We start from the raw sequence: 25,274 nt of genomic DNA on the forward strand, positions 1-25,274 counted from the left end.
GTGAGCCGGTTGAGGCCGTTGCTGTTGCTGTTGTTCGCCGCCGTCGGAGTGCTGCTCGCCGGTGCCGTGCCCGTCTCCGCGCACGCCGCGCTGACCGGCAGCGACCCTCAGCAGGGGTCGGTGGTCCAGGACGCGCCGGACCAGGTGTCGCTCTCCTTCTCCGAGAACGTCGCGGTGTCCGACGGCGCGGTGCGCGTGTACGACCCCAAGGGCAAGGAGGCCGACACCGGCAAGGTCACCGAACTGGGCGGCAACAGCTACTCGGTCGGCCTGCACGCGGGCCTGCCCGACGGCACCTTCACCGTCACCTACCAGGTCGTCTCGGCGGACAGCCACCCCGTCTCCGGTGCCTTCACCTTCTCCGTGGGGGCGCCCTCCAAGACGACGGTCGCGGTACCCGAGCAACAGGTCGGCGGCGGGGTCGTCGGCGGTCTCTACGGGTTCGCGCGCTACCTGTCGTACGCCGGCTTCATCCTGCTGGTCGGCGGCGCGGCCTTCGTGCTGGCCTGCTGGCAGCGCGGTGCCGGCGTACGGCCGGTGCAGCGGCTGGTGGTCGGCGGCTGGCTCACGCTGACCACCGCCACCCTCGCGATGCTGCTGCTGCGCGGCTCCTACACCGGCTCCGGCAAGCTCGGCGACGTCTTCGACCTCGACCTCCTGGGCCAGGTCCTCCAGACGAAGACGGGCGCCGCCCTCGTCTCCCGCCTGCTGCTGCTCGCCGCGGCGGCACTGTTCATCGCGGTGCTGTTCGGCGCGTATGCGCGCCGGGACGAGGAGATCGAGGAGAGCGGGGAGAGCGGGGAGAGCGAAAGCAGCGAGGAGAGCGAGGGCAGCGAGGAGGGAGCCGTCGGAGGCCGGACCGCCGAGGACGGTGACGCCTCCGAGGGCGCCGACGACGCCGACGAGAGCAAGGACGGGGACGGCGACGAGGACGAGGGCGGGAACGACGACTCCCTCCGGCGGGACCTCACCTTCGGGCTGGCCATCGGCGGAGGCGTGGTCTCCGCCGGTCTCGCCGCAAGCTGGGCGATGGCCGAGCACGCCTCGACCGGCATCCAGACGGGCATCTCGATGCCCGTCGACATCCTGCACCTGCTGGCGGTCGCCGCCTGGCTCGGCGGCCTCGCGACGCTGCTCGTGGCACTGTTCCGGGCACCGGTGGACGCACAGATCGAGACCGAGGCCGTACGGCGGTTCTCGCGGGTCGCGTTCGGCAGCGTGCTCGTACTGACCGCGACCGGGATCTACCAGTCGTGGCGCCAGGTCGGCACCTGGTCGGCGCTGACCGGCACCTCGTACGGGCAGCTGCTCCTCGTGAAGATCGGCCTGGTCGCCGTACTGGTCGGGATCGCGTGGATCTCCCGCCGGTGGACCGCGCAGCTAGCGGAGGCAAAGCCGGGTGCTGCGGAGAATGAGGGAGCCGCGGAAAAGGAGCCGGCGGCCGCACGTGCCGCCGGCGGGTCCGCGGGGAGCGCGGGCGGTGGCGCCGGAAAGGCCGCCGCGAAGGGTTCCGAACGGGCTGCTCAGCTCGCCCGCCAGCAGGCGGCGGTGGCGAGCACACGCGAGAAGCGCATGCGGAACGCCGATCCCGGCCGTACGGGGCTTCGCCGGTCGGTGCTGGCGGAGGCGGGCGTCGCCGTCGTCCTGCTCGCCGTCACGACGGCGCTGACCGCTGCCGAGCCCGGACGCACGGTGGAGGAGGCCAAGGCGGCCAACGCCGCCGTGCGGCAGGAGAACGAGACGGCCGGCGCCTTGGCGCTGGACATGTCCTTCGACACGGGGGGCAAGAACGGCAAGGGCGTGGCCCGGCTGCAGATCGACCCCGCGCGCGTGGGGGCCAACGAGATGCACGTCTACGTCCAGGGCCCCGACGGCAAACCCTTCGACGTCCCCGAGGTGAAGGTCGCCTTCACCCTGGACGCCAAGGAGATCGGTCCCCTGCCGGTCGTCCCCGACCGCGTCACCACCGGCCACTGGACGGCGAACGGCGTGCAGATCCCCATGGCGGGCGACTGGAACATCGAGATCACCGTACGGACATCTGAGATCGACCAGGTGACCGTCAGCAAGAACGCGAAGATCGGCTGAAACACCATGGCTGACCAGGATTTGATCGAGAACGACCCCGCCACCCCGGAAGGCGCGCGGGGCCGGCGAGGGGCACGGAAAAGCTCCGGGCATGCGGCAGGCGCGGCACGGGCGCGAGCGGCCGAGGACGCGGCACAGCCGCCGTCCGGCCCTTCGGATTCGGGACGCGACGGCGACAGCCCGGCCGCCGGTGGAGCGATCTCGCGTCGTCTGCTGCTGGGCACCGCCGGCGCGACCGGGCTCGTCCTGGGTGCGGCAGGCGCCGCCGCCGGTTATGCGGCCGGATCCTCGTCCTCTTCGTCCTCCTCGGACGAGGAGGACACACCGCTCTCCTCCCTCGGCGCGGGGGAGGAGATGTTTCACGTGAAACATCAGCCGGGGATCACCACGCCCCTCCAGGCCCGCGGTCACCTCGTCGCGTTCGACCTGGCCGCCGGGGCGGGGCGCAAGGAGGCGGCCGCTCTGCTGCGCCGCTGGTCGGACACGGCTCGGCGGCTGATGGCGGGCGAGCCCACGGCACAGGACGACACCGATATCGCCCGTGACGCCGGCCCGTCGTCGCTGACGGTCACCTTCGGATTCGGACACAGCTTCTTCGCCCGTACCGGTCTGGAGAAGCAGCGTCCGGAGTCCCTGGATCCCCTGCCCGACTTCTCCTCGGACCAGCTCGACCGGGCGCGCAGCAACGGCGATCTGTGGGTGCAGATCGGGGCCGACGACGCGCTCGTAGCCTTCCACGCCCTGCGCGCGATCCAGAAGGACGCGGGCAGCGCGGCCCGGGTGCGATGGCAGATGAACGGCTTCAACCGTTCGCCGGGTGCCACGGCCCACCCCATGACGGCCCGCAACCTGATGGGGCAGATCGACGGCACCCGCAACCCCAAGCCCGCCGAGCCCGACTTCGACGAGCGGATCTTCGTGCCCGCGTCCGCCTCACCGACCACCTCCGGCGACCCGGCGTGGATGGCGAACGGCTCCTACGCCGTCGTACGCCGCATCCGCATGCTCCTGGACGACTGGGAGCAGCTCTCGGTCAAGGCCCAGGAGGACGTGATCGGGCGGCGCAAGTCCGACGGCGCGCCGCTGAGCGGGGGCGAGAAGGCGACCGAGACGACCGCGATGGACCTGGAGAAGACCGACGCCCAGGGCAACCTGCTCGTGCCGATCAACGCGCACGCCCGCATCACCCGCCCCGATCAGAACGGCGGCGCGGCCATGCTCCGGCGTCCGTTCTCCTTCCACGACGGCATCGACGCGAAGGGGGTCCCCGACGCGGGCCTTCTCTTCGTCTGCTGGCAGGCCGACCCCCTCCGCGGCTTCGTCACCGTCCAGCGCAAACTCGACCGCGGCGACGCCCTCTCCAAGTTCATCCGCCACGAGTCGAGCGGCCTCTTCGCGGTGCCGGGGGGCGCGGCCGAGGGGGAGTACGTGGGGCAGAGGTTGCTGGAAGGCTGACCGAGGCGGTGTGCGGCGTCTCCCAGGGCCGTACGCCTCTCTTGGGGCCTACACGTCGCCCTCAGGGGTGGTGGGGCGGCATGCGTGCGCCGGGGCCCCGCGAGGCCCATTAGGGTGAGCCCATGCCAGCCAGCTACGTGTACCTCGGCCCCGAGGGCACCTTCACCGAGGTCGCCCTGCGCACGCTGCCGGAGTCCGCGACCCGCGAGCTCGTCCCGATGGTGTCCGTGCCCGCCGCACTGGACGCCGTCCGCAACGGCGAGGCCGAGGCAGCGTTCGTCCCGATCGAGAACTCCGTCGAGGGCGGGATCACGACCACCCTCGACGAGCTGGTCGCCGGCGCCCCGCTGATGATCTACCGCGAGGTTCTCCTCTCGATCACCTTCGCGCTGCTGGTCCGGCCGGGCACCAGGCTGTCGGAGATCAAGACGGTCACCGCGCATCCGGCCGCCCAGCCGCAGGTCCGCAACTGGATGAAGGCCAATCTCTCCCCGGACGTCGTCTGGGAGTCCGCCGCCTCGAACGCCGACGGCGCCCGACTCGTCCAGGAGGGCCGTTACGACGCCGCCTTCGCCGGGGAGTTCGCGGCCGCGCGGTACGGCCTGGAGGCGCTGCAGACCGAGATCCATGACGCGGAGAACGCCCAGACCCGGTTCGTCCTCGTCGGCCGCCCCGCCCGGCCCGCCGCCCCGACGGGCTGCGACAAGACGTCCGTCGTCATCTGGCAGCGCGACGACCACCCCGGCGGACTGCGCGACCTCCTCGGCGAGTTCGCCGTACGCGGCGTCAACCTCATGCTGCTGCAGTCCCGCCCGACCGGCGAGGGCATCGGCAACTACTGCTTCGCCATCGACGCCGAGGGTCATATCTCCGACCGCCGCGTGGCCGAGGCGCTGATGGGCCTCAAGCGGATCTGCCTCCAGGTCCGCTTCCTCGGTTCGTACCCGCGTGCGGACGCCGCCACGGCGAAGATCCGGCCCACGTCGGCGGGGACCTCCGACGCCGAGTTCGTGGCAGCGGCGGACTGGGTGGCCCGCTGCCAGGATGGCCGATTCTAGGTAGGCCGGTTCTAGGTAGGCCGTTCCAGGTAGGCCGGTTTTTAGAGCGGTCGGCTTTAGCACGGCAGGTTCGAGCACGGCAGGTTCGAGCACGGCCGGTACCAGCACGGCCTACCTGCCCCTGGGCTTCGCGCTTGCGCGTCCACCGCCGGTCCTACCTGCCTATTTTCTTTGTCCACAGAAGTTATCCACAGGGCCGCTTCTCGACCTGGGGACAAGTCGACAACGTATCGCCACGCAGTCGACAAATCCCCTTCGTGGACCCCACTCCGTCCACAACCCCGTAGGTCACCCTTCGTCCACGCGTTTCCTCTGGTCAACCCTTTAGAGCGACCCATTCACCCACGAATCCACACGAAAGTGGGCGTGAAGGTGGTTTGAGTCGGGAATCCTCAAGCTGGCCCCCGACATCCCCCGCGATCTTCCCCGTAGTCCACAGATCTTTCGCACAGCCTGTGGATAACTCTGTGACACTGCGGACCGCTGTGGACAGCCGATCCCCAAGTCCCCTGCACTACAAGGGAGTCGAGTCAACCAGGCGCCGCAGCCACCCCCTCTTTCAGGGGGCCGAACACCGCTTCATTGACTTTCACCACCCCGGTACACCGCCCCACGACGCCCACGCCTCCCCTCCAGAGCCAGTGGCATTCGGTGCAATCACCCACAGAAGGGTCATGGGGCGTATTCGAGTCGTGGGCCGGAACCACGCACCGGTAACCTTGGGGCGTGATTGACCTTCGCCTGCTCCGTGAGGACCCCGACCGTGTGCGCGCGTCCCAGCGCGCCCGTGGAGAGGACGTCGCGCTCGTCGACTCCCTCCTGTCCGCCGACGAGCGGCGCAGGTCCTCCGGCGTCCGCTTCGACGAACTCCGCGCCGAGCAGAAGTCGCTCGGCAAGCTGATCCCCAAGGCCTCCGCCGAGGAGAAGGCCGAGCTGCTCAAGCGCGCCGAACAGCTCAAGGCCGACGTCAAGGCCGCCGACGCCGAGCGCGACGCGGCCGACACCGAGACCCATGAACTCCTCCTCCAACTCGGCAACCTCGTCCACCCCGACGTCCCCGTCGGCGGCGAGGAGGACTTCGTCACCCTGGAGACGCACGGCGAGATCCGCGACTTCACGGTCGAGGGCTTCGAACCGAAGGACCACCTGGAGCTCGGCACCATCCTCGGCGCCATCGACACCGAGCGCGGCGCCAAGGTCTCCGGCTCGCGCTTCTACTTCCTGACGGGCGTCGGGGCCCTCCTCGAACTCGCCCTGGTCAACGCGGCGATCGCCCAGGCCACCGCCGCCGGCTTCACCCCGATGCTGACCCCGGCGCTGGTCCGCCCGCAGTCGATGGCCGGTACCGGCTTCCTCGGCCAGGCCGCCCAGGACGTCTACCACCTCGACAAGGACGACCTCTACCTGGTCGGCACCTCCGAGGTCGCGCTGGCGGCGTACCACATGGACGAGATCATCGACGCCGACCGGCTCCCCCTGCGTTACGCCGGCTTCTCCCCCTGCTTCCGCCGCGAGGCCGGTTCGCACGGCAAGGACACCCGGGGCATCTTCCGCGTCCACCAGTTCGACAAGGTCGAGATGTTCTCGTACGTCGCGCCGGAGGACTCCCAGGCCGAGCACCAGCGACTGCTGGACTGGGAGAAGCAGTGGCTGACGTCGCTGGAACTGCCCTTCCGCGTCATCGACGTCGCCTCCGCCGACCTCGGCTCCTCGGCCTCGCGCAAGTTCGACTGCGAGGCGTGGATCCCGACCCAGGGCAAGTACCGCGAGCTGACCTCGACCTCCGACTGCACCGAGTTCCAGTCGCGTCGTCTGCAGATCCGCGTCCGTGACGGCAAGCAGGTCAAGCCGCTGGCCACGCTCAACGGCACGCTCTGCGCCGTCCCGCGCACGATCGTGGCGATCCTGGAGAACCACCAGCAGGCCGACGGCTCCGTCCGTGTCCCCGAGGTGCTGCGCCCGTACCTCGGCGGCCGCGAGGTGCTGGAGCCGGTGGCCAAGTGAGCGACGCGGCTGTCACCGGGGGTTCCGCCGGCTCCACGGGCTCCGCGGGGACCGCGACGTCCGAGGCACCGGGGGCGCCCGAGATGCGCGAACCTTCCCTGCAGCCCTCGGGCTTCCCGTACAAGCTGATCGCGACCGACCTCGACGGAACGCTCCTGCGCTCCGACGACTCCGTCTCCCGACGCACTCGTGAAGCGCTCGCCGCGGCCACCGCGGCGGGCGCCGCCCACATCGTCGTCACCGGCCGGGCCGTCCCCTGGACCCGCCACATCCTCGACGACCTCGGCTACTCGGGCCTGGCCGTCTGCGGCCAGGGCGCGCAGGTCTACGACGCCGGAGAGCACCGGCTGCTCACGGCCGTCACCCTGGACCGCCAGCTCGCGGCCGTGGCCCTGGCCAAGATCGAGGCAGCGGTCGGCCCCCTGCATCTGGCGGCCAGCCGGGCGGGCCTGGAGGGCGAGGTCCTCGTCGGCCCCGGCTACGCCCTGCACGGTTCCCTCCCCACCACTCCGCTCACGGACGTGTCCGACCTCTGGGCCGCCCCGCTGAACAAGATCTACATACAGCACCCCACGCTGACCACCGACGAACTCGCCGAGGCCTCCCGCCAGGCCGCCGGCGGCTTCGTCTCGGTCGCCATGGCCGGCGAGGGCATCGTCGAACTCCTTCCCCTCGGTCTCAGCAAGGCCACCGGCCTCTCCCTGGCCGCCCGCCGCCTCGGCGCGAAGCGCGCCGACACCATCGCCTTCGGCGACATGCCCAACGACATCCCCATGTTCAACTGGTCCACCCACGGCGTAGCCATGGCCAACGCCCACGCCGACCTCAAGGCCATCGCCAACGAGGTGACCACCTCCAACGACGACGACGGCATCGCCGCAGTACTGGAACGCCTGCTCCCCTAGCCGAGGGCGCCGCCCGACGCCACGGGGGCTGCCGGCCCTACGCGTAACGGGCCGGACGAAGCCGACGCCACTGGCTGAGCCACGCGGTCGCCCCCACAACGGACTGCGGTGAGACTGCTGCGTGGTGACGGGGGCAGAGGCGCGGTGAGGTCGCGCGGCAGCGGGGTGGAGCAGACAGCGGTGAACTCGCGGCGCGGTAGCGGTTGGAAGCGCGAGACAGTGAAGCCGACCGGCGTGCAGAGCGAGTTGCTGCGCTCACCCACCCGCGCCGCCCACGCACACCTGGCGGCATGGGCACCTTGCGGCAGGGCCACCTCTCCGCCAACCACGGGCTCTCAGGTGGCGCCAGCACCTCTCGCCGGCCGGCGAACGGAGTGAAAGAAACCCACCCCTGCCCAGCACCGATCCTCGCGCCCCTCAAGAACGCCCCTGCCGCGGCAAACCCGGGCGCCCCGCACATACCCCCAGCCCAACAGCACGGCCAAGTCACAGCGACAGCGGAACGGCGGAGGATGCACGAATCGAACGTGCGCGGGCAGAACCCGACCACGGCTTAGCAAGCCGGTGCCTTACCACTCGGCCAATCCTCCGGGTGGGCGGCCCACGCGAAGAATCGCGCGCTCGAAGCGGCCGCCCCGGGCAGCCCCCCGCTGGGGGACGGACTCTACGGAGGGGTAACTACTCCGGAGCCCGCCGTGGGCTGCCCTGCTGGGAACTCGACACACTGCGCCTGAAGGACAGCATCGCCGGGCTCCTCTCCCAGTACGTGGCGCCGACTCGATCCGGCGACCTGGACATCAACCACTCTGCCCGGCCGCCGAGTTGCTCGCCACCGAATATCCCCGCACGAGGCGCGCCCACAGAGGCAGTCACCGTCGGCGCCACCTGCGCCGCCGCGCCTTGCTGAAGAACCACCCGGCGGGCGGCTCGTCCGAGCGCCACGGCTGAGGTTCAGGGGCCTCCCGCCGCCAACGCGCCGCGAGCATCCGGGCCCGGGCCGACGGTTCTGCCGTCTCGGCGTCCCGTATGAACTCCTCGTCCAGAACGATGTCGTCCCAAGCCGCGGGCCCTACGGCCGAAACCTCGCCACCCTCCAGGGTTCCGGAATCGGCACCGGCACCAGCGCCGACATCTGGACCGGGGCTGAACGCCCCGGAGGATTCCGTCACTCCTCGCCGGCCAGCTTCAACGTCCGCAGTTTCTGCCCCGCGTACCAGGTCGCGCCCGCGGTGACCACGATCAGCAGGACCACCGCGGTCGGCAGACCCACGTCGGACGTCACGAGACCGCCATCGGTGACTTTCTGGGCCACGGCGAGCGCCCACTGCTGCACGCTGAGCGTGCGTGCCCCGTCCACCAGGGAACCGAAGAGCGTCTCCCAGACGAGCGCGTACACGAGTCCGAAGACGACCGCGTGCCGGGTGACCGTACCGAGGAGCAGGAACATGGCCGCGTACGCGATCGAGGCGACCAGCGCCGCCACCGTGTAGGCGACCGCGATCTGCTGTCCGTTGCCGTTCAGGATCAGGCCCGCGATCAGCGTCGGGACGGCCGAGAACGCCATGGTCACCGCGATGGCCACGATCAGCTTGGTGAAGATGATCGTCGGCCGCTTCACCGGCTTGGCCAGCAGATACACCACCGAGCCGTCGTCGATCTCCGGCCCGATCGCGCCCGTCCCGGCGATGACGCCGATGATCGGCACCATCGTGGCGAGAGCGAACCCGCCGAGGAGGTCCGAGGCAACCTGGTCGTCGGCGCCGCTCAGGGCGCGGACGGCCACCGAGAGCAGGATCAACAGGGCAGGAAGCGCACTGAGAATGAGGGCCCGACGGCGGCCGAGCAGAGCCCGGTAGGTGAGCCGGGCGACTGTGGGGTCGTACATCTTGGGCCTCCTACGCCGCGACGAGATACGAGAAGACGGACTCGAGCGACTCGTCCGACGGCGAGACCGTGAGCAGACGGATGCCGTGGTCCCGGGCCACCCTCGGCAACAGCGTCGTGAACCTGCCGAAGTCGACGGCCTGGATACGCAGAGCACCCTCGGCCAGGTCCACTTCGATCCCAGCGGTCGACGGGTCGGCGATCAGTGCGGCGGCCAGGGCACGGTCGTCGCTGGAGCGCACCAGATAGCGGTGCGGGCGGTCGGTCATCAGGCGGCGGATGCGCCGGAAGTCACCGCTCGCCGCATGCCGTCCGGCGACGATCACCTCGATGTGGGCCGCCAACTGCTCGACCTCTTCGAGGATGTGGGACGAGAACAGCACTGTGCGGCCCTCGTCGCCCATGCGCCGCAGCAGGTCCATGAGCTGCATGCGTTGGCGCGGGTCCATGCCGTTGAACGGCTCGTCCAGCAGAAGCAGGGACGGTTCGTGCACCAGCGCGGACGCCATCTTCACGCGCTGGCGCATGCCCTTGGAGTACGTGGAGATCTTGCGGTCCTGCGCGTACTCCATCTCCACCGTGGCCAGCGCCCGCTGGGCGGCCTTGGCTCCGAGGCCGTGCAACTCGGCGTTGGCGACGACGAATTCGCGACCCGTGAGGAAGTCGTACATCGCCTCGCGCTCGGGAACGATGCCGATGTGCTTGTAGATCTGCTCGTTGCGCCACACCGGCGTGCCGTCCAGTGTGACGGAGCCCGTGGAGGGGGCGAGGAAGCCGCCCATCATGTTGATGAGGGTGGACTTCCCGGCGCCGTTCGGGCCGAGCAGGCCGGTGACACCGGGGCCGATCGTCATCGTGACGTCGTTGACCGCCACCACGTTGCCGAACCAGCGTGAGACGTGGTCGATGTTGAGCGTGGTCACAGCCCGACCTTTCGGTAGCGGCGCATCAGCAGGCCGTAGGAGCCGGCGATGAGACCCAGGACGACGAGGACGTACAGGGCTCCCTGCCCGTCGGAGGGGCCGTGCCCGCCGGGGAAGGCGGAGGTGGCGCCCAGGAAGGCGGTCTGTACGCCGTCTATCAGCGTGATGGGTGAGAAGAACCCGAGCCAGGGCACCGCGTCCGAGCTGCTCTGCTCGTTGGCGATGGCCTGGACCACGGACACCGCCCCGTAGGAGATGGTCAGGACGGCGATGACGGCCGCGATACCGAAGCCCCGCCGCGGGGTGACCGCCGAGATCACCAGGCCGATGCCGGCGAAGAGGAGCGACAGCAACGCCACGGACACCAGCCCCTGTGCCAATCCCTTGGTCTGGTCGGTGAAGTCGAGTTTGGCCAGCAGCGCGCCGATGTAGAGCACGAGCAGGGGCACCGCGGTGAGGATGAACAGTGCCGAGGTCAGCGCCGCGAACTTCGCGCGGACGTAGTCGGCGGTCTCGATAGGGCGCGAGAAGTACAGCGGGACCGTCTTGAAGCGCAGGTCGCGCGAGACGGACTGCGGTGCCTGGGAGGCGACATAGAGGCCGATGACGGCCTGCATGATGACCGCGTAGTCGGTGTACTTGATGGGAAGGTCGTTGGCCTGCGTGGCGACCGCGACGGCCACCATGATGGCCGCCGGCACGCACATCACCGCGAACAGCAGCATCGGCAGCACCTTGGACTTGGCCGAACGGCCCAGTCCGTAGGCGCCCCGCAGGGACTGCGAGTACAGCGCGCGGCGGGCGTAGGCGCGGCCGAGGCGGGGGCCGTCGTAGGAGCGGTATCCGATGTTGTGGATACGGCTCTGCTCGCCCGTGCGAGCGGGCTGTCCGGCGAGGGCCGATGCTGGTGCATCGTGCTGCTCAACCGCCATGGCCGACCGCCTCCTTCCCTGCGTCCTGGGCGCTGCGGGTGCCCGTCTGCTCGTCGTTGTCCTGGAAGACCTCGGCGATCTGGTGCCTGCGCTGCTCCATGCGGACGAGGCCGAGACCAAGGTCGGCGACGACGTCGCGGACCAGGTCGTAGGTCTCGTCCCCCTGGGCCGTGAGCAGCAGGATGTGCCCGGCTCCCGGGAGCCCGCCTCCTTCGGAGACGGTCACTCCGCGCGCGTGCAGTGCCTTGCGCAGAGCATCGGTGCCGTCGGGGTGTTCGTCGCTGTCGGTGACCTCGATCGCGAGGGTCGCCGTGCTCTGGGTGAAGTCCCTGGTGGAACTGGACCGCAGGAGCTTGCCGCCGTCGACCACGACGACGTGGTCGCAGGTCCGTTCCAACTCGCCGAGCAGATGCGAGGTGACGAGCACCGAGATGCCGAAATCGGTGTGGATGCGGCGGATCAGGCCGAGCATCTCGTCCCGGCCGACCGGGTCCAGGCCGTTGGTCGGCTCGTCCAGAAAGACCAGCTGCGGGTCGTGCACCAGGGCCTGGGCGAGTTTCACCCGCTGTTTCATGCCCGTGGAGTAGCCGCCTATGGGGCGGTACCGCTCCTCGTACAGGCCGACGTGGCGCAGGGTGTCCGCGGTGCGCTCGCGCGCGGCGGTCGGTGGCAGTCCGGACATGCGGGCCATGTGCACGACGAACTCGGTGGCCGAGACGTCGGGCGGCAGGCAGTCGTGCTCCGGCATGTACCCCACGCGCTCGCGGATGGCGCCACCCTTGGTGGCGACGTCCAGGCCGAGCACCTCGGCACGGCCCTCCGAAGCGGGGGACAGACCCAGCAGGATTTTGATCAGTGTGGACTTGCCGGCGCCATTGGCACCGACGAGTCCCGTCACACCGGGTCCGATGTCCATGGAGAGCCGGTCAAGAGCGGTCACCCTCGGGAACCGCTTGCTCAGGCTTTCGGTCGCGATCACAGTCACGATCTAGACATTAGGACCACGGACCGCCGCGGTCGTCACCCCGCAGAGCTGTCTACGCGTCACCCTCTAGTCGTACGTGCCCGTAGGGGGTCTCCCTCGCCAGGTCCCCTAGGGGTCGCCCTGAGGTCGAACGACCCGACGAGGCCGCGCGCCACGAGCCGGCGGCCGTCATGCGTGGAACGACCGGCGTCGCCGTTTCGTGCCCGCCTTCCCGCGTGCGTCTTCGCGCCCGTGTTCCAGCCTGTCCGTGCACATCCGTCCCGCGCACATCCGGCCCGTGTGCACATCCGTCCCGTGCCCGCCCATCTCGTGCCTGCTCGTCTCGTCCTCGTCGGTTCTCCACAGCCCCGCCCCACCCCATTGACGCAGCCACCGATCACTGTCACATTCACTGGTGTCACCATGTGAACACGGGCCGTAGTCGATGAGGGCAGGTGGGGCAGCGACATGACCTCGGCACCGAAAGACGGACTCACCGCGGAGCTGCGAGGGTTCCGGCAGGTCCAGACGCTCGCGTACGAGTGCGCCGAAGCGGTCGCGGCCCAGCTGAAGCCGGGCGTGACCGAGCGCGAAGCGGCCCGGATGCAGCGGCGCTGGCTGCGCGAGCGCGGCGTACGGGACTGGTTCCACCTGCCGTTCGCGTGGTTCGGCGACCGCACGGCGTTCGTGAACTTCCGCATACCGCTGCAGTTCTTCCCCACCGACCGCCGCCTCGAAGCGGGAATGCCCTTCATTCTCGACATGGCCCCCATATACAAGGGCCATACGGCTGACATCGGCTATTCGGGCTGCCTCGGCCCCAGCCCTCTGCACGACAAGCTGATGACGGACCTTCGAGCACACCGCGAACTGATCCTGCGCGAGGTGCGCGAGCATCGGTCGTTGCGCGAGATCTATGAGGACGTGGACCGGCTCATGGTCCGCCAGGGATATGCCAACCGGCATCGCGCGTATCCCTTCGGTGTCATCGCGCACAAGGTGGACCGGATCACGGAACGTCGCTGGTCACCCCATGTGTTCGGGTTCGGCGCGCGGGCGCTGAAGGGGCTGGCGGCCGACGCGCTGCGCGGGCACCGGGACGGCTGGTCGCCTCTGTGGTCGCCGTACCGGTTCTCCGATCACCCGCCCCGGCCGGGGCTGTGGGCGGTCGAGCCCCACCTCGGTTTCCGGGGCATGGGCGCGAAGTTCGAGGAGCTCCTCGTCGTCACCGATTCGGCAGAGGCCGAGGAGAGCGCGTTCTGGCTGGACGACGATCTACCGCACGTCCGGCGGTGGGCGGAGGAGAAGTGCCGATGACCGAAGGGGGAGAGATGGGGGGCGAGGTGACGTGTGAAGGGGCGCGGGAGCGTCGGGTGCGCGCGGACGGGGTCGAGCTGTGCGTCGCCGAGCTGGGCGACCCCGAGCAGCCGACCGTGCTGCTCGTGCACGGTTATCCCGACACCAAGGAAGTCTGGTCCGAGGTCGCCGTACGGCTGGCGGAGCACTTCCACGTGGTGCTGTACGACGTGCGCGGGCACGGCCGTTCGACGGCACCCGAGCCGTTGCGCGGCGGCTTCACCCTGGAGAAGCTGACGGACGACTTTCTGGCGGTCGCGGACGCGGTCAGTCCCGACCGCCCCGTCCACCTGGTGGGGCACGACTGGGGCTCCGTGCAGGGGTGGGAATTCGTGACCGTCGAGCGCACCGAGGGACGCATCGCGTCCTTCACCTCGATGTCCGGCCCGTCCCTCGACCACATGGGGCACTGGATCAAACGGCGGCTGAAGCGCCCGACCCCGCGCCGCATCGGTCAACTCCTCGGTCAGGGCGCCAAGTCCTGGTACATCTACGTACTCCACACGCCTGTACTGCCCGAGCTCGCCTGGCGCGGTCCCCTCGGAAAGCACTGGCCCGGCATGGTCCGGCGGGCCGAGAAGCTGACCGGGGGCGGCTACCCCCGTCCGTCGCTGCCCACGGACGCCGCGCACGGGGCATGGCTGTACCGGGACAACATGCGCACCCGGCTGGCCCACCCCCGTGACGACGCGTACGCCCACGCGCCCGTGCAGCTCATCACGCCCCTGGGCGACCAGTTCCTCTCCGAGCAGCTCAACGACGACCTGGAATCGTGGGCTCCGCAACTCATCCGCCGTACTCTGCCCGCCAAGCACTGGATCCCGCGTACACGTCCGGATCAACTCGCCTCCTGGATCACCGAGTTCGTCACCGCGACCGAGGGCGGGCGCCCCGCCCCGGTTTCCACCGGGGCGTACACGGACCGGTTCGGTGGGCAGTTGGTGCTGGTCACGGGTGCGGCCGGCGGTATCGGGCGCGCCACAGCCTTCGCGTTCGCCGAGGCCGGAGCACGCGTCGTCGCCGTCGATCTCGACGCGGAAGGAGCGTCCCGTACCGCGGAGTTGTCCCGGTTGATCGGCGCGCCCGAGGCCTGGGCCGAGGTGGTCGACGTCTCGGACGAGCGAGCCATGGAGAAACTCGCCGAGAAGGTCGCCACCGAGTACGGCGTGGTCGACGTGTTGGTGAACAACGCGGGAGTCGGGCTGTCGGGATCCTTCCTCGACACCACTTCGGAGGACTGGCGGAAGGTCCTCGACGTGAACCTGTGGGGCGTGATCCACGGCTGTCGGCTGTTCGGCAGGCAGATGGCCGAGCGCGGCCAGGGCGGCCATATCGTCAACACCGCCTCGGCCGCCGCGTATCTGCCTTCCAGATCACTGCCCGCATACAGCACCTCCAAGGCGGCCGTCCTCATGCTGAGCGAGTGCCTGCGCGCGGAGCTGGCCGGTCAGGGCATCGGGGTGTCGGCGATCTGCCCCGGCATCGTCAACACCAACATCACCTCGACCGCGCGTTTCGCCGGCGTCGACTCCGAGGAGGAGAAACGCCGGCAGCGGAAGACCGCGAAGCTGTACGGACTGCGGAACTACCCGCCGGAGAAGGTCGCGGACGCCGTTCTGCGCGCGGTCGTCCGCAATCAGGCGGTCGTCCCCGTCACCCCGGAAGCCCACGGCGGCCGCTTCCTGTCCCGGTTCGCCCCGCGGGCGCTGCGCGCACTCGCCCGACTGGAGCCACCACTGTGAACCTGTGGGACGGCGGCACGGAGCGAGCGTCATGGGGGCGCCCGGCGCACCTTCGGCGAGGAAGAGGAGAGCCGTGTCGGGTGTGAGCACACGGGCGGGATCGGCGTAGTCACCGGCGGCGGCCGGGCACGCACAGGAGAGAGGCACGAGGATGGTGAACGACGAATCGGCCCAGACCGCGTATCGCATCGAGGACCTGGCGTACCGGAGCGGCGCCACGGTCAGGACGATCCGCGCCTACCAGGACCGGGGGCTGCTCCCCCGTCCCGAGCGGCGCGGCCGGGCCAACGTGTACGCGGACACCCATCTGACCAGATTGCGCCAGATCGCCGACCTCCTCGACCGCGGCTACACCCTGGCCTCCATCAAGGAGCTTCTGGATGCCTGGGACACGGGCCGCGGCCTCGGCGGGGTGCTGGGCCTGGCCGCGGAGGTCGACGGACCGTGGACCGACGAGAAGGCCGTACGGATCTCACGGGCCGAGTTGGCCGAGCGATTCGGCGGTGCTCCGGACGAGGCGGCGGTGGCGGACGCCATCCGGCTGGGAGTGCTGGAGCAGGTACCCGGCGCCGAGGACGCCTTTCTCGTTCCGAGCCCCCAAGAGCTGGCTGTGGCGGTCGAGTTGCATGGAGCCGGGGTACCACTGTCCGCGATGGCCGGTCATCTGCGGGAGTTGAGGGATCAGGTCGAGCACATCGCCGCCCGTTTCCTGGAGTTCACCACCGAGCATGTGTTCGCTCGCTACATCGGCTCACACCAGCCGCCGAGCGAGGCGGACACGGTCGAGGCGGCGAGACTGGTACGACGGCTACGCCCCCTCGCTCAGCAGGCCGTGGACGTCGAACTCGCCCGTGCGATGCGGCTGTTCGCGACCCGACAGCTGCGTCGGCACCTCGATCCGGAAGCCGCCGTCGAACCGGCCGACGCGTCGCGTTCGGTCCGGATAGCGGCATCCACGATGCGGTCCGTCGAGAGGCTGGTTGGGCCCGCGCAGGCCCCCGCTTTCATCTCCGCGGCAGCCGAACGGGAGGTACAGTCACGCACCTTGGACGCTCTGACAGCAAATAGATCTGAAAGTAACGAACTAGCCTAATTACCCTATATTCGACAGGTAGTTGTCCACAGAATTGTCAATTCCCCTGTGGATAACCTCACTTGACTGTGGATCAAACATCCGGATCAAAATCACGTGCGTGACGCGGGTCTCGCCAGGCACGCTGGCGGGATGAACGAACGACGCACCGTGAGAGTGTCCAAGTACCTCTCCAAACACCTCCGCCACCAGCCGGAGCGGATCGGGCTCACGCTCGACGAGAGCGGCTGGGTCAGGATCGACACCCTGATCGAGGCGGCCGCCACCCACGGCTTCCACTTCACCCGGGCGGAACTCGACCATGTGGTCGAGGCCAACGACAAGCAGCGCTTCGCCGTCGAGGGTGACCGGATCCGTGCCAGCCAGGGGCACACCGTCGACGTCGACCTGGGCCTGCCCCCGGCGACCCCGCCGCCGTACCTCTACCACGGGACCGTACCGGCCTTTCTCGGCGCGATCCGTGCCGAAGGCCTGCGCGCCATGAACCGCCACGACGTGCACCTCTCGCCCGATCGCGAGACCGCCACACGCGTCGGCGCCCGTCGCGGCCGTCCCGTCGTGCTCTCGGTGGACGCGGGTGCCATGCATCGCGACGGCCACGTCTTCCGTGTCAGCGCCAACGGGGTCTGGCTGACCGAGGCGGTACCGCCCGAGTACCTGCGGTTCCCCGAGGCGCGCTGAGCGGAACCACCCGACGACTGCCCTTAGGCTCGACGCATGAGTCTGCGTCTGAGCACCGTGATCCTGCCCTACCTCCGCTGGCACGAGGGCGGCCGCGACAGCTGGCAGCGCGCCGAGCAGCTCGGGTTCCACACCGCGTTCACGTACGACCACCTGTCGTGGCGCACCTTCCGGGACGGGCCGTGGTTCGGCGCCGTGCCGACCCTGACCGCGGCAGCTGCCGTCACCGACCGCATGCGCCTCGGCACGCTCGTGACCTCCCCGAACTTCCGGCACCCGGTGACCCTCGCCAAGGAACTCATCTCCCTCGACGACATCTCGGGCGGCCGGGTCACCCTCGGCGTGGGCGCGGGCGGCACCGGCTTCGACGCCACCGCGCTCGGCCAGGAGCCATGGACACCGCGTGAGCGCGCCGACCGGCTCGCCGAGTTCGTCCCCCTGCTCGACCGGCTGCTCACCGAGGACTCCGTCTCCTACGAGGGCGACCACTACTCCGCCCACGAGGCCCGCAACATCCCCGGCTGCGTCCAGCGCCCCCGGCTGCCCTTCGCGGTGGCCGCCAACGGGCCGCGCGGGATGCGGCTGGCCGCACGGTACGGACAGGCGTGGGTGACCACAGGGGACCCCAAACTGTTCGAGTCGGGCACCCCCGAACAGTCGGTTCAGGCCATTCGCGGCCAGGTCGAGAAGCTGGCCGACACGGCCGCCGCGCTCGGGCGGGACGCGTCCGGACTCGACAAGATCCTCCTCACGGGCTTCACCCCGGACCGCGGCCGACCGCTGGAGTCGCTGGACGCGTTCGTGGACTTCGCGGGCCGCCACGCGGAGCTGGGCGTCACCGACCTCGTGATCCACTGGCCGATCCCGGACTCGGACTTCGCCGCGGACGAGAAGGTCTTCGAGCGCATCGCCATGGAGGCACCGGCCCAGCTGGCCTGAGACCGCCACGCAGCGGTCACGGCCAGGTGCGCTCGACGCGCTCGCAGAGGCTCATGGACGGCGGCCGTCACCGTGTGGGCGGCCGACGGTCCGGGGCGGTGATCACTCACCTGTGCGACCACCCGCACGACCGTGCGCGCATATGCGCGACAATGGGGCCCGTGACCTCAGCGACGAGACAGCCCGAGACCCCGGCCCCGACCGTCCCGCTCCGGCTGATAGCCACGGATCTCGACGGCACCCTGCTCCGTGACGACAAGTCGGTCTCCCCCCGTACCGTCGCCGCCCTCGCGGCCGCGGAGGAGGCCGGCGTCGAGGTCTTCTTCGTGACCGGCCGGCCGGCCCGCTGGATGGACGTCGTCAGCGAACACGTGCACGGTCACGGTCTCGCGATCTGCGGAAACGGCGCCGCGGTGGTCGACCTGCACGGCGGCCCCGGCGCCCATCGCTTCGTCAAGGTCCGCGAACTGGCGCGGAAGAACGCGCTCGACGCCGTACGGCTGCTGCGCGAGGCCGCGCCGGGCACGGTCTACGCGGTCGAGCAGACGTTCGGCTTCAACCAGGAGCCCGAGTATCCGAAACTCCACATGGAGATCCCCGACGTCCTCGCCCCCGCCGAGAAACTGCTGGCCCCAGGTGGTGTGGCCGACGACGAGCCGGTGCTGAAGATCCTCGCGTACCATCCGTCGATCGACCCCGACGCCTTCCTCGCCACCGCGCGTATCGCCGTCGGCGACCGTGCCACCATCACCCGCTCCAGTCCCAGCGCGCTGCTGGAGATCAGCGGACCCGGAGTCTCCAAGGCCAGCACCCTCGCCCTGTGCTGCGCCGAGCGCGGCATCTCCCACGAGGAGGTCGTCGCCTTCGGTGACATGCCGAACGACGTCGAGATGCTCACCTGGGCCGGTCGGTCGTACGCCATGGGCAACGCACACCCGGACGTCCTCGCGGCGGCCTCGGGCCGGACCGTGGCCAACAACGAGGACGGGGTGGCGGTCGTCATCGAGCGGCTGCTGGCGGAACGCCTGTAACCGACGCCGCCCGAGCCGCACCTGCACCGAGCCCATCACGACCGCCGGGCCCACCGCCGTCCGCTCGGACCGCCGTATCGCCATGGCGCCGTACCGTCCAGTCCGTGCCGCCGTACCGTCCATGAGCGCCCCGTCGCCCGCGGCCGACCGGCATCCGCCGCTCTCAGCAGCCGGCTACAGCTCCACGCCGTGGTCCCGCAGCCACGGCGCGGGGTCCACGCCGGACCCCAGCTCCGGGGTGACCCGCACCTCGAAGTGCAGGTGCGGCCCGGTGGAGTTCCCGGTGGTGCCCGACTGGCCGATCCACTGCCCCGCCGTCACCCGTTCGCCCTGGTCGACGGTGACGGCGGCGAGGTGCGCGTACTGCGTGTAGTAGCCGTCCGCGTGCTCGACGACGATCTGGATGCCGAAGGCACCCCCGCACGAGACCTTCACCACACGCCCCGCCCCGACCGCCCGCACGGGCGTACCGATCGGCACCGCGAAATCCTGCCCGGTGTGCTGACTGACCCAGCGCTCACCGCCGCTGCCGTATCCCGCGGAGAGTTCGTACGTGCCCACGGGAGGGACCCACGCGCTCGAAGGCACACCGTCGTCCGGCTGATCCAGTCGGACGGCTCCCCGGCAGGCACCGGCCGCGACCGTCGCGTCGGCCTCCCCCTGGAGCGTCCACTGTGCCTCCTCCAGTTTCAGCTGGATCGCGCGCTTGATCCCCGCGAGTCCGGTCTTCCGCTCCTCCAGCGCCCGCCACGCCGCGGCGGCCTTCGCCTCGTCCTCGGCGAGTCTCGCCTCCGCGCGAAGATTCCTGCTCACGGCGTTGTTGACCGCCAGATCCGCCTGCCAGACGGCCCGCTGACCACGCATCAACTCCTCCGGATTCTCCGCCAGCAGCATCTGCGCGGTGTACGGCACGCCACCTCCCTCCCGGTACTGGGCGCGCGCGATCCGGCCGAGGTCGGCGTTCAGCACCGCGATCTGCTTCCGCTCCCGCGCGAGCAGCTTCTCCAGCCGCCGCGCCTTCTTCTTCAGCGCTCCGGCCGCCCGCCGCCCGGCCTCGTACCGCTGTGTCGCCACCGCCGCTTCGTCGAACAGCCGCACCACCCGGGCGCTGACCCCTGCCGCGCCGGGCGCACCCGCGGCCTCACCGCCATCGCTGTCGGCCACCGTCGGCGTGGCCTGGAAAACCGCCGCCGCGCACAGCAGCACGACGGCGAACAGCGGGTTCCGGCGAGAGAAGCGCATGTCAGCGATCGTGGCCCGACTCGGCGCCGCAGTCCTGTCCGAGTCGTACGCCCGGGGGACACGATGCCCCGGACGGGCCAAGAGGCTGGGCCGAACAGGGTTACTCCTGCGGCGTGTTCGGCGGGGAGACGTCCGGGCGTGGCCGGTCGCCGACGACGTCGCGGTCGGCCGCCCGACAGCGGCTCGTCTCCACGGCGACAGGTGATGAGCAGGCTACGGCTCGGCGAATCGCCCTCCACGCCATCCTCGTTCCCCGCCCCCCGGCGACGCGCTCAGACCCCGGCCGGCACCTCTCCCGCTGCCTCCCGCTCGACCATCGCCCGCAAGGGCCCGTCCGTAGCGGCCAGTTCCGTGTAGGCCCCACGCTGCACGACGCGTCCCTCCGCCAGCACGACGACCTCGTCCACGGCTTCCAGGCCGGCCAGCCGATGGGTGATCAGCACAGTCGTGCGGCCCTCGGTCGCGGCCAGCAGGTCCGCGGTGAGCGCGTCGGCGGTCGGCAGGTCCAGGTGTTCCGCGGGCTCGTCGAGCACGAGGACGGGGAAGTCGGCCAACAGCGCACGGGCGAGGGCGAGCCGCTGACGCTGGCCGCCGGACAGCCGCGCCCCGTGTTCGCCGATCAAGGTGTCCAGCCCGTCGGGCAGTTCGTCGGCCCAGTCGAGCAGCCGCGCCCGCGCGAGCGCGTCCCGCAGCGCCGCCTCGCCCGCGTCCTTCCGAGCGAGCAGCAGGTTCTCCCGCACCGAGCTGTCGAAGAGGTGCGCGTCCTGGGCGCAGAGCCCCACGTACCGCCGTACGGCATCTCCTTCGAGCGCGCACGCGTCCACGCCTCCCAGCGTGTACGTCCCCGCCCGCGGGTCCAGGAAGCGCAGCAGCACCTGTGCCAGCGTGGTCTTGCCTGCCCCCGAGACACCGACCACGGCGACCCTCTGCCCCTGTTCGAGGGTGAGATCCAGCCCGGCGAGCGCGTCCCGGTCCTGCCCGGCGTACCGCGCGCCGAGCCCTTCGAGCCGCAGCGGGAACGGCGACACCGGCGCCTCGGCCGGCTCCTGCGGTTCGCGTACGGGTTCGGGGGCGTCCAGCACGTCGTACACGCGCTCCGCGCTCCTGTGCACCCGCTGGCGGAACTGGACGGCCGACGGCATCCCCAGCACCGCCTCGAAGGCGGCCAGCGGGGTGAGCACGACGACGGCCATGGCCACACCGCCCAGCCGCCCGGTGACCACTGCCTGCACGCCGAGGAACGCGGTGGCGGCGACGGTGAGCCCGGAGACGAGGGCGGTGAGTCCGTCACCGAGCGCGGTCGCGGTGGCGGCGCGGGAGGTGATCCGGGTGAGCACCCGGTCGGCCTGCCCTGCCTCGGCCGTGCGCTTCGGCAGGGCGCCCGCGACCGTCAACTCGGCGGTGCCGGTGAGCAGATCGGCCACGCGGGTGGCGAGGACCCCGCGGGCCGGCGCCAGCCGGTGTTCCGCCCGCCGGGCGACGGCCCCGGTGACGAGTGGCACCCCGGCTCCGGCAGCGAGGAGCCCCACGGCGAGCGCGGCTCCGGCCTCGGGCAGCAGCCAGGTGGTGAACCCGACGGAGGCCGCGGAGACCGCCGTCGCGGCCCCCGCGGGAAGCAGCCAGCGCACCCAGTAGTCCTGCAGGGCGTCCACATCGGCGACCAGTCGCGAGAGCAGATCGCCCCGCCGGGTCGTCCGCAGCCCGGCGGGTGCCAGCCGCTCCAGTCGGCGGTAGACGGCCACCCTGGTGTCGGCCAGCATCCGCAGCACGGTGTCGTGCGACACCAGCCGCTCCGCGTACCGGAACACCGCCCGCCCGATCCCGAACGCCCTCGTCGCCGTCACCGCGACCATCAGGTACAGCACCGGTGGCTGCTGAGAGGCCCGCGAGATCAGCCACCCGGACGTCGCCATCAGACCGACGGCACTGCCCAGCGCGAGGCTGCCGAGCACCAGGGCGAGGGCGAGTCGGCCCCGGCGCGGCCCGGCCATGGCGCGGACGCGGCCGAGCAGACGTCGCCGGGGGGCGTCGGGCATCGTGTCCGGGCGAGCCACCATGCTCCCTGCCCCGACTCCCGCCCTGGCCCCGAACCCGGCACCCGGCCCTCCTCCTGCCGATTCCGGGGGGCCACCCACGACGGCAGTCTTCTCGTCCGTCCCCGCACCGGCGGCCCGCCCACCCGCCGTTTCGGAAACGCCGGATTCCTGCAGCCCCTCGGCCGCCCGTCCCTCCAGCCGCACCACGCGGTCCGCTACCCCCAGCAGCGCCGGTCGGTGGACCACCAACAGGACGGTCCGTCCCACCGACAGCCGCCGTACCGCCTCCACGACCTCCGCCTCGGTCTCGCCGTCCAGCGAAGCCGTCGGTTCGTCGAGGAGCAGCACGGGCCGGTCGGCGAGGAACGCGCGGGCGAGGGCGAGCCGTTGCCGCTGTCCGGCGGAAAGCCCGGCGCCGTCCTCACCGAGGACCGTCTCGGCCCCGTCGGACAACGCGTCCACGAACCCCAGTGCGCCCGCGTCGCCGAGCGCCCGCCGCACGGCCGTGTCGTCCGCGTCCGGCCGGGCCAGCCTTACGTTCTCGGCGATCGACCCGGCGTACAGGTGCGGCCGCTGCGGCACCCAGGCGACACGCGAACGCCACTCGTTCAGGTCGAGCGAGGCGAGATCGGCTCCCCCGACACGAATCCCGCCCGCAGTCACCTCGGTGAAGCCCAGAAGGACATGCAGCAGCGTCGACTTGCCCGCGCCGCTCGGCCCGACGAGGGCCACCGTCTCTCCGGAGCCCACGGTGAAGGACACGTCCGAGACGGCTTCGTACGAGCGCTCGGGGTAGCGGACGCTCACCCCCTCGAAGTGGATGCCCCCGGCTGACGGCACCGCCCCGGTCCCGGACACCGGCACCGGGGTCTCCAGGACCTCGAAGATCTCCTCGGCAGCCGAGAGCCCCTCGGCCGCCGCGTGGAACTGGGCGCCCACCTGCCGAACCGGCAGGTACGCCTCGGGGGCCAGCACCAGGACAACCAGCCCGGTGTACAGGTCCATCTCACCGTGCACGAGCCGCATGCCGATGGTGACCGCGACCAGGGCGACCGAGATGGTCGCAAGCAGCTCCAGCGCGAAGGACGACAGAAAGGCGATCCGCAGCGTGCGCATGGTCGCCTGGCGGTACTCACCGGTGATCCGCTTGATCGACTCGGCCTGGGCCTTGGCCCGGCCGAACACCTTGAGCGTCGAAAGCCCGGCGACGACGTCCAGGAAGTGCCCCGACAACTGGGACAGCAGCCTCCACTGGCGGTCCATCTGCGCGCGGGTGGCCCAGCCGATGAGCACCATGAAGACCGGGATCAGCGGGAGTGTGCCGACGATGATCGCCGCAGACACCCAGTCCTCGGTGACGATCCGTGCGAGCACTGCGACGGGCACGACGACGGCGAGGCCCAGCTGGGGCAGGTAGCGCGAGAAGTAGTCGTCGAGGGCGTCGACCCCCCGGGTGGCGAGGGCGACCAGTGAGCCGGTGCGCTGCCCGCTCAGCCAGCTGGGTCCCAACACGGTGGACCGCTCCAGCAACCGCCCCCGTAGCTCCGACTTCACCGCCGCGCTCGCACGGTGAGCCGCCAGCTCGGTGAGCCAGGAGACCAGGGCCCGTCCCAGCGCGACCGCCACCAGGAGCAGCAGGGGAGTACGGAGTTCACTGACCGGCATCCCGTGCTGGAAGGCGCCGACCACCACTTCCGCGATGAGCATGGCCTGTGCGATGACCAGCATCGCCCCGGCCACTCCCAGGCCGACGACCATCACCAGGAAGAAGCGGGTGGCGCGGGCGTACCGCAACAGTCGTGGGTCGATCGGTTTCACGTGAAACATCCTCTTCTCAGCGGGCATGTTTCACGTGAAACATGCCCCTTCAGCCCGAAGGAGGTGTGTTTCACGTGAAACATCGCCGACCACACCTCCACCGGGGCTCAGTGCGCCGACTCGGCAAGGTGCTGCGTGCCGATCCGCTTGCGGAACACCCAGTACGTCCACCCCTGGTAGAGCATCACGACCGGCGTGGCGATGGCCGCACACCACGTCATGATTTTCAGGGTGTACGGGCTGGACGAGGCGTTGGTGACCGTGAGGCTCCAGTCCTCGTTCAGCGAGGACGGCATGACGTTCGGGAAGAGCGTCAGGAAGAGCATCGCGACGGCAGCCACGATGGTGACCCCCGACAGGGCGAAGGCCCAGCCCTCACGCCCCGCTCGCACCGCCGCCAGCGCGGTCAGGAGCGCGGTGACCGCCACAACCGCCGCGACCAGGGATACGCCGTCACCCTTCTCGATCTGGGTCCAGAGCAGAAAGAGCAGCGCGAGCCCGGCCGTCACGGCACCGATGCGCAGCGCCAGCTTCCGCGCCCGCTCCCGGATGTCCCCCACGGTCTTGAGGCCGACGAACACCGTGCCATGGAAGGTGAACAGCGTCAGCGTGACCAGACCGCCCAGCAGGGCGTAGGGGTTCAGCAGGTCGGCGAGGCCGCCCACGTACTCGAAGTCACGGTCGATCTTCACTCCGCGCACGATGTTGGCGAAGGCCACACCCCACAGGAACGCGGGGAGCAGCGAGGTCCAGAAGATCGCCGTCTCCCAGTTGCGCTGCCAGTTCTCCTCGGGTCGCTTCACTCGGTACTCGAAGGCGACGCCACGGACGATCAGGCAGACCAGGATGAGCAGCAGCGGCAGATAGAAGCCGGAGAAGAGCGTGGCGTACCACTCGGGGAAGGCGGCGAAGGTCGCGCCGCCCGCCGACAGCAGCCACACCTCGTTGCCGTCCCAGACGGGACCGATGGTGTTGATGAGGACCCGCTTCTCCGGACGGTTGCGGGCCAGCAGTTTGGTGAGGACACCGACCCCGAAGTCGAAGCCTTCCAGGAAGAAGTAGCCGATCCAGAGAACGGCGATGAGGACGAACCAGACGTCGTGAAGTTCCATGACTGTGCTCC

Annotated in this window: 19 protein-coding genes and 1 tRNA gene; 11 read left to right on the forward strand and 9 right to left on the reverse strand. The window is 70.4% G+C overall.

All coding sequences use genetic code 11. The annotated features are described in order from the left end of the window. From H4687_RS22905 to H4687_RS22925, 5 genes are all read left to right on the forward strand, one after another. Complete coding sequence (locus tag H4687_RS22905; protein WP_046915373.1) at window positions 1-2,088, forward strand: copper resistance CopC/CopD family protein; 2,088 nt, start codon at window positions 1-3, stop codon at window positions 2,086-2,088. 6 nt (window positions 2,089-2,094) lie between these two features. Further along, window positions 2,095-3,543 (forward strand): iron uptake transporter deferrochelatase/peroxidase subunit, encoded by a 1,449-nt coding sequence (efeB, locus tag H4687_RS22910; protein ID WP_046915374.1) that lies wholly within the window; start codon window positions 2,095-2,097, stop codon window positions 3,541-3,543. A 122-nt stretch (window positions 3,544-3,665) separates the two neighbouring features. Further along, complete coding sequence (pheA, locus tag H4687_RS22915; protein WP_046915375.1) at window positions 3,666-4,601, forward strand: prephenate dehydratase; 936 nt, start codon at window positions 3,666-3,668, stop codon at window positions 4,599-4,601. 726 nt (window positions 4,602-5,327) lie between these two features. Next, window positions 5,328-6,605, forward strand: coding sequence for a serine--tRNA ligase (serS, locus tag H4687_RS22920; RefSeq protein ID WP_046915376.1), 1,278 nt, complete (start codon window positions 5,328-5,330; stop codon window positions 6,603-6,605). A gap of 83 nt (window positions 6,606-6,688) precedes the next feature. Beyond that, a complete protein-coding gene (locus tag H4687_RS22925; protein WP_046915391.1) occupies window positions 6,689-7,510 on the forward strand; it encodes an HAD family hydrolase in 822 nt (273 codons plus the stop codon). Window positions 7,511-8,016: 506 nt separating this feature from the next. Here H4687_RS22925 and H4687_RS22930 read toward each other — a convergent pair. The 6 genes from H4687_RS22930 to H4687_RS22950 all read right to left on the reverse strand — a co-directional run bounded on the left by H4687_RS22930 (window position 8,017) and on the right by H4687_RS22950 (window position 12,228). Continuing rightward, window positions 8,017-8,100, reverse strand: a tRNA-Ser gene (locus H4687_RS22930). A gap of 279 nt (window positions 8,101-8,379) precedes the next feature. Further along, the gene (locus H4687_RS46580) at window positions 8,380-8,607 is read right to left on the reverse strand and encodes an SGM_3592 family protein (protein WP_078907257.1); all 228 of its coding nucleotides are present in this window, start codon (window positions 8,605-8,607) and stop codon (window positions 8,380-8,382) included. 68 nt (window positions 8,608-8,675) lie between these two features. Next, window positions 8,676-9,395: an ABC transporter permease gene (locus H4687_RS22935; protein ID WP_005482878.1), complete on the reverse strand. Its 720-nt coding sequence runs from the start codon at window positions 9,393-9,395 to the stop codon at window positions 8,676-8,678. A 10-nt stretch (window positions 9,396-9,405) separates the two neighbouring features. Then, complete coding sequence (locus H4687_RS22940) at window positions 9,406-10,317, reverse strand: ABC transporter ATP-binding protein (RefSeq protein ID WP_005482879.1); 912 nt, start codon at window positions 10,315-10,317, stop codon at window positions 9,406-9,408. Beyond that, a complete protein-coding gene (locus H4687_RS22945; RefSeq protein ID WP_005482881.1) occupies window positions 10,314-11,249 on the reverse strand; it encodes an ABC transporter permease subunit in 936 nt (311 codons plus the stop codon). The genes H4687_RS22940 and H4687_RS22945 overlap by 4 nt, the downstream gene beginning before the upstream one ends. Beyond that, window positions 11,239-12,228 (reverse strand): ABC transporter ATP-binding protein, encoded by a 990-nt coding sequence (locus tag H4687_RS22950; RefSeq protein WP_046915377.1) that lies wholly within the window; start codon window positions 12,226-12,228, stop codon window positions 11,239-11,241. The genes H4687_RS22945 and H4687_RS22950 overlap by 11 nt, the downstream gene beginning before the upstream one ends. Before the next feature lie 453 nt (window positions 12,229-12,681). Here H4687_RS22950 and H4687_RS22955 point away from each other — a divergent pair, with 453 nt between their 5' ends. The 6 genes from H4687_RS22955 (at window position 12,682) to H4687_RS22980 (ending at window position 19,055) form a co-directional block, all read left to right on the forward strand. Beyond that, window positions 12,682-13,530 (forward strand): M24 family metallopeptidase, encoded by an 849-nt coding sequence (locus tag H4687_RS22955; RefSeq protein WP_046915378.1) that lies wholly within the window; start codon window positions 12,682-12,684, stop codon window positions 13,528-13,530. Further along, entirely contained in the window at window positions 13,527-15,311 is a 1,785-nt protein-coding gene (locus tag H4687_RS22960; protein WP_046915379.1) for an SDR family oxidoreductase, read from the forward strand. Before H4687_RS22955 ends, H4687_RS22960 begins: the two co-directional genes overlap by 4 nt. 151 nt (window positions 15,312-15,462) lie before the next feature. Then, on the forward strand, window positions 15,463-16,404 hold the full coding sequence (locus H4687_RS22965) for a MerR family transcriptional regulator (RefSeq protein ID WP_046915380.1): 942 nt from the start codon (window positions 15,463-15,465) through the stop codon (window positions 16,402-16,404). A gap of 132 nt (window positions 16,405-16,536) precedes the next feature. Then, complete coding sequence (locus tag H4687_RS22970; protein ID WP_046915381.1) at window positions 16,537-17,085, forward strand: RNA 2'-phosphotransferase; 549 nt, start codon at window positions 16,537-16,539, stop codon at window positions 17,083-17,085. Window positions 17,086-17,121: 36 nt separating this feature from the next. Then, the gene (locus H4687_RS22975) at window positions 17,122-18,024 is read left to right on the forward strand and encodes an LLM class flavin-dependent oxidoreductase (RefSeq protein ID WP_046915382.1); all 903 of its coding nucleotides are present in this window, start codon (window positions 17,122-17,124) and stop codon (window positions 18,022-18,024) included. A gap of 161 nt (window positions 18,025-18,185) precedes the next feature. After that, window positions 18,186-19,055, forward strand: a complete 870-nt coding sequence (locus H4687_RS22980; protein ID WP_046915383.1) for a Cof-type HAD-IIB family hydrolase — start codon at window positions 18,186-18,188, stop codon at window positions 19,053-19,055. A 174-nt stretch (window positions 19,056-19,229) separates the two neighbouring features. Here H4687_RS22980 and H4687_RS22985 read toward each other — a convergent pair whose 3' ends face one another. The 3 genes from H4687_RS22985 to cydB form a co-directional block, all read right to left on the reverse strand. Next, on the reverse strand, window positions 19,230-20,297 hold the full coding sequence (locus H4687_RS22985) for a M23 family metallopeptidase (protein ID WP_046915384.1): 1,068 nt from the start codon (window positions 20,295-20,297) through the stop codon (window positions 19,230-19,232). Between the two features lie 272 nt (window positions 20,298-20,569). Continuing rightward, entirely contained in the window at window positions 20,570-24,160 is a 3,591-nt protein-coding gene (gene cydD / locus H4687_RS22990; protein WP_046915385.1) for a thiol reductant ABC exporter subunit CydD, read from the reverse strand. A gap of 98 nt (window positions 24,161-24,258) precedes the next feature. Beyond that, window positions 24,259-25,263, reverse strand: coding sequence for a cytochrome d ubiquinol oxidase subunit II (gene cydB, locus H4687_RS22995; protein WP_046915386.1), 1,005 nt, complete (start codon window positions 25,261-25,263; stop codon window positions 24,259-24,261). Window positions 25,264-25,274: the final 11 nt, after the last annotated feature.

This window comes from Streptomyces stelliscabiei (assembly GCF_014873495.1).
In the GTDB taxonomy this organism is placed as follows: Bacteria; Actinomycetota; Actinomycetes; order Streptomycetales; family Streptomycetaceae; genus Streptomyces; species Streptomyces bottropensis.

Coding starts and splice junctions, on each gene's coding strand:
- efeB (WP_046915374.1), top strand. CDS start 2,095: ATGGCTGACCAGGATTTGATCGAGAACGACCCCGCCACCCCGGAAGGC.
- pheA (WP_046915375.1), top strand. CDS start 3,666: ATGCCAGCCAGCTACGTGTACCTCGGCCCCGAGGGCACCTTCACCGAG.
- H4687_RS22925 (WP_046915391.1), top strand. CDS start 6,689: ATGCGCGAACCTTCCCTGCAGCCCTCGGGCTTCCCGTACAAGCTGATC.
- H4687_RS22935 (WP_005482878.1), bottom strand. CDS start 9,395: ATGTACGACCCCACAGTCGCCCGGCTCACCTACCGGGCTCTGCTCGGC.
- H4687_RS22945 (WP_005482881.1), bottom strand. CDS start 11,249: ATGGCGGTTGAGCAGCACGATGCACCAGCATCGGCCCTCGCCGGACAG.
- H4687_RS22955 (WP_046915378.1), top strand. CDS start 12,682: ATGACCTCGGCACCGAAAGACGGACTCACCGCGGAGCTGCGAGGGTTC.
- H4687_RS22960 (WP_046915379.1), top strand. CDS start 13,527: ATGACCGAAGGGGGAGAGATGGGGGGCGAGGTGACGTGTGAAGGGGCG.
- H4687_RS22965 (WP_046915380.1), top strand. CDS start 15,463: ATGGTGAACGACGAATCGGCCCAGACCGCGTATCGCATCGAGGACCTG.
- H4687_RS22970 (WP_046915381.1), top strand. CDS start 16,537: ATGAACGAACGACGCACCGTGAGAGTGTCCAAGTACCTCTCCAAACAC.
- H4687_RS22975 (WP_046915382.1), top strand. CDS start 17,122: ATGAGTCTGCGTCTGAGCACCGTGATCCTGCCCTACCTCCGCTGGCAC.
- H4687_RS22985 (WP_046915384.1), bottom strand. CDS start 20,297: ATGCGCTTCTCTCGCCGGAACCCGCTGTTCGCCGTCGTGCTGCTGTGC.
- cydD (WP_046915385.1), bottom strand. CDS start 24,160: ATGTTTCACGTGAAACCGATCGACCCACGACTGTTGCGGTACGCCCGC.
- cydB (WP_046915386.1), bottom strand. CDS start 25,263: ATGGAACTTCACGACGTCTGGTTCGTCCTCATCGCCGTTCTCTGGATC.